This window comes from Streptomyces sp. NPDC054883 (genome assembly GCF_053610645.1).
On record NZ_JBSGYT010000105.1, the window covers coordinates 1 to 3,217 of the forward strand.

At 71.4% G+C, this 3,217-nt stretch carries 4 protein-coding genes; 2 read left to right on the plus strand and 2 right to left on the minus strand.

Going from position 1 to position 3,217, the window contains the following annotated elements:
* Positions 1-37 precede the first annotated feature (37 nt).
* Both ACWGH1_RS35085 and phoU read right to left on the minus strand, forming a co-directional pair.
* Positions 38-196 carry a hypothetical protein gene (locus tag ACWGH1_RS35085; protein WP_168714046.1) on the minus strand — a complete coding sequence of 53 codons (159 nt, stop codon included), beginning with the start codon at positions 194-196 and terminating at the stop codon, positions 38-40.
* 106 nt (positions 197-302) lie between these two features.
* Complete coding sequence (phoU, locus tag ACWGH1_RS35090; RefSeq protein WP_329197046.1) at positions 303-980, minus strand: phosphate signaling complex protein PhoU; 678 nt, start codon at positions 978-980, stop codon at positions 303-305.
* Positions 981-1,217: 237 nt separating this feature from the next.
* On the opposite strand from phoU, the gene ACWGH1_RS35095 reads away from it, so the two are divergent.
* Both ACWGH1_RS35095 and ACWGH1_RS35100 read left to right on the plus strand, forming a co-directional pair.
* A complete protein-coding gene (locus ACWGH1_RS35095) occupies positions 1,218-2,450 on the plus strand; it encodes a sensor histidine kinase (protein ID WP_453356995.1) in 1,233 nt (410 codons plus the stop codon).
* Positions 2,447-3,127, plus strand: coding sequence for a response regulator transcription factor (locus ACWGH1_RS35100; RefSeq protein ID WP_030387286.1), 681 nt, complete (start codon positions 2,447-2,449; stop codon positions 3,125-3,127). The genes ACWGH1_RS35095 and ACWGH1_RS35100 overlap by 4 nt, the downstream gene beginning before the upstream one ends.
* The last annotated feature ends 90 nt before the right edge of the window (positions 3,128-3,217 follow it).

Sequence of the window (3,217 nt, forward strand, 5' to 3'; positions counted from 1 at the left end):
GCGGGGGGCCTTCTTCTGCGGGGCCGGGTGGTGGCGGTCAGCCGCCGCACTGGCAGGGGGCGCCGGACTGGCAGCCGCAGCCACAGCCCGAGCCGCAGCCGCAGGCCGCCAGCAGCGGGAGTCGGAGCGGCTCCCGCGACGGCGGGGGCTGCGGCTGCTCGTGCTCCGGGGTGATGGGGACGGGGGAATCGGGCATGGATCCTCCTCGCGGGCGGTGCGCAGGCGGTGTGCCTTCGCCCCCATTCATGCCCAGTGGCACCGGCGCGTCAACGGCGCACTGGAGCTCTCGCGGGCTCTCCCGCTCAGACGCCCTCGACCTGGGTCGGCGGCTGCAGCTCGTCCGCGTGCTCGCCCGTCACCAGGTAGACGACGCGCTTGGCGACCGACACCGCGTGGTCCGCGAACCGCTCGTAGTAGCGGCCCAGCAGCGTCACGTCGACCGCCGTCTCGATGCCGTGCTTCCAGCGGTCGTCCATCAGGTGCTGGAACAGCGTGCGGTGCAGCTGGTCCATCTCGTCGTCGTCCTGCTCCAGCTGGAGCGCCAGGTCGACGTCCTTCGTGATGATGACCTCGGCCGCCTTCGCCATCAGCCGCTGCGCCAGCTGCCCCATCTCCAGCATGGTGGCGTGCAGGTCCCGCGGCACCGCCGTGTCCGGGAAGCGCAGCCGCGCCAGCTTCGCCACGTGCTGCGCCAGGTCGCCGGAGCGCTCCAGGTCCGCGCTCATGCGCAGCGACGTGACGACGATGCGCAGATCGGTGGCGACCGGCTGCTGCCGGGCGAGCAGTGCGATGGCGCGGGCTTCCAGGTCGTGCTGGAGGTCGTCGACCTTCTGGTCGGCGGCGATGACGCTCTCCGCCAGCTTCAGGTCGGCGTCGAGCATGGACGTCGTGGCCCGCCCGATCGCGGAACCGACGAGCCGGGCCATCTCGACCAGGCTTTCTCCGATCGAGTCCAGTTCCTCGTGGTACGCGTCGCGCATGGTGTCCCTCTCTTGCCTGCTCGCTTGACTCTTACCGCTCGCTCTTAGGCGCTGCGAGGCGCTCCGGCGGCCGCGTGGGCGTCTGGCCCCACGTTGACACGGTGGGGCGCGAACGCGTCCGGATCCGGCATCGCAAGTGAATCAGCACGGTACCCAGGGTGAACTCTGGGCGACGACTGTTCGAGCTGCCACCCGAACGGCTGTGGAAGTGTCATCGCGCCTGCTTAACCTGGATGCATGGACGTGAACGCGGCGGTCGCCGCAGCTGCAGCGATCGCCGGGCTGTGCACCGGTGTGATCGCGATGCTGGCGTTCCGCTGGAGCGAGCGCGACCAGGCCCGCCCCACCCGGAGCTCCATGCGCCCCGACATCAACGCGGTGCTCCCGCCCGGAGTGGACACCGTCCTTTCCGTGCTCCGCTCCTCCGCCGTCGTACTCGACGAGGGGGACGCGGTCGTCAAGGCCAGCTCGGCGGCGTACGCGCTGGGCCTGGTCCGCGGCGGCAAGCTCGCCGTGGAGCCGATGCTCCACATGGCCCGCGACACCCGCCGGGACGGCGAGATACGCCAGATCGAGCTCGACCTGCCCCGGCGCGGGACCGGCCGCGGCGAGGCCCTGGCCGTCTCGGCCCGCGTGGCACCGCTCGGCTCCCGCCTGGTGCTGCTGCTGGTCGAGGACCTGACCGAGGCCCGGCGGATCGAGGCGGTCCGCCGCGACTTCGTCGCGAACGTCTCGCACGAACTGAAGACCCCGGTCGGGGCGATCTCGCTGCTCTCCGAGGCCGTCATGGACGCCAGCGACGATCCCGAGGCGGTCAGCCGGTTCGCCGGCCGCATGCAGATCGAGGCCACCCGCCTGATCAACCTCGTACAGGAACTCATCGACCTCTCCCGGGTGCAGAACGACGACCCGCTGGAGGACGCCGAACCCGTCCGGGTGGACACGCTGGTGGCGGAGGCCGTCGACCGCTGCCGGCACACCGCGACCTCCAAGCAGATCACCATGGCCGCCGGGGGCACCGCCGACCTGCGGGTCTGGGGCAACCGCGGCCAGCTCGCGGCGGCCCTCGGCAACCTCGTGGAGAACGCCGTCAACTACAGCCCGGCCCGCACCCGCGTCGGCATCGCCGCGCGCCGGGTGGCCGCGCCGGGAGGAGACTTGATCGAGATAGCCGTGACCGACCAGGGCATCGGCATCCCGGAAAAGGACCGCGAGCGCATCTTCGAGCGTTTCTACCGCGTCGATCCCGCCCGCTCCCGTGCCACGGGAGGAACCGGGCTGGGTCTGGCCATCGTGAAGCACGTTGCGGCTTCGCACGGCGGGGAGGTGTCGGTATGGAGCTCGGAGGGCCAGGGTTCCACGTTCACCCTGCGCCTTCCCGAAGCGGCCGCGCCGGCGCCGGCCACCACCCCCGCTCGACCCCTGCTCGACTCAGAAACAGCCATCCCTGCCCCGGAGGTCCTTCCGTGACCCGAGTGCTCGTCGTCGAGGATGAGGAATCCTTCAGCGACGCCCTGTCCTACATGCTCCGCAAGGAGGGCTTCGAGGTCGCGATCGCCGCGACCGGCCCCGACGGGCTTGACGAGTTCGAGCGCAACGGCGCCGACCTCGTCCTCCTCGACCTGATGCTCCCCGGCCTGCCCGGCACGGAAGTCTGCCGGCAGCTGCGCGGCCGCTCCAACGTCCCGGTGATCATGGTGACCGCCAAGGACAGCGAGATCGACAAGGTCGTCGGCCTGGAGATAGGAGCCGACGACTACGTGACCAAGCCCTTCTCCTCGCGCGAGCTGGTCGCCCGCATCCGCGCGGTCCTGCGCCGCCGCGGCGAGCCGGAAGAGGTCACCCCGGCCGCGCTGGAGGCCGGACCCGTACGGATGGACGTGGACCGGCACGTGGTCACCGTCGCCGGGGGGAAGGTGGACCTCCCGCTCAAGGAGTTCGACCTGCTGGAGATGCTGCTGCGCAACGCGGGGCGCGTGCTGACCCGCATGCAGCTGATCGACCGGGTGTGGGGCGCCGACTACGTCGGTGACACCAAGACCCTCGACGTGCACGTCAAGCGCCTGCGCGCCAAGATCGAGCCGGACCCGGGCGCACCCCGCTACCTGGTCACGGTCCGCGGCCTCGGCTACAAGTTCGAGCCGTAAACCGCAGCCGCGCCGAGCGCCCCGCAGCGGCAGCCGTAGCGGCCGCAGACGTAACGGCAGGGCCCCCATCCGCCGCGGATGGGGGCCCTG

Excerpts from the sequence above, each read along its gene's own strand:
- ACWGH1_RS35085 (WP_168714046.1), bottom strand. The coding sequence starts at position 196 with ATGCCCGATTCCCCCGTCCCCATCACCCCGGAGCACGAGCAGCCGCAG.
- phoU (WP_329197046.1), bottom strand. The coding sequence starts at position 980 with ATGCGCGACGCGTACCACGAGGAACTGGACTCGATCGGAGAAAGCCTG.
- ACWGH1_RS35095 (WP_453356995.1), top strand. The coding sequence starts at position 1,218 with ATGGACGTGAACGCGGCGGTCGCCGCAGCTGCAGCGATCGCCGGGCTG.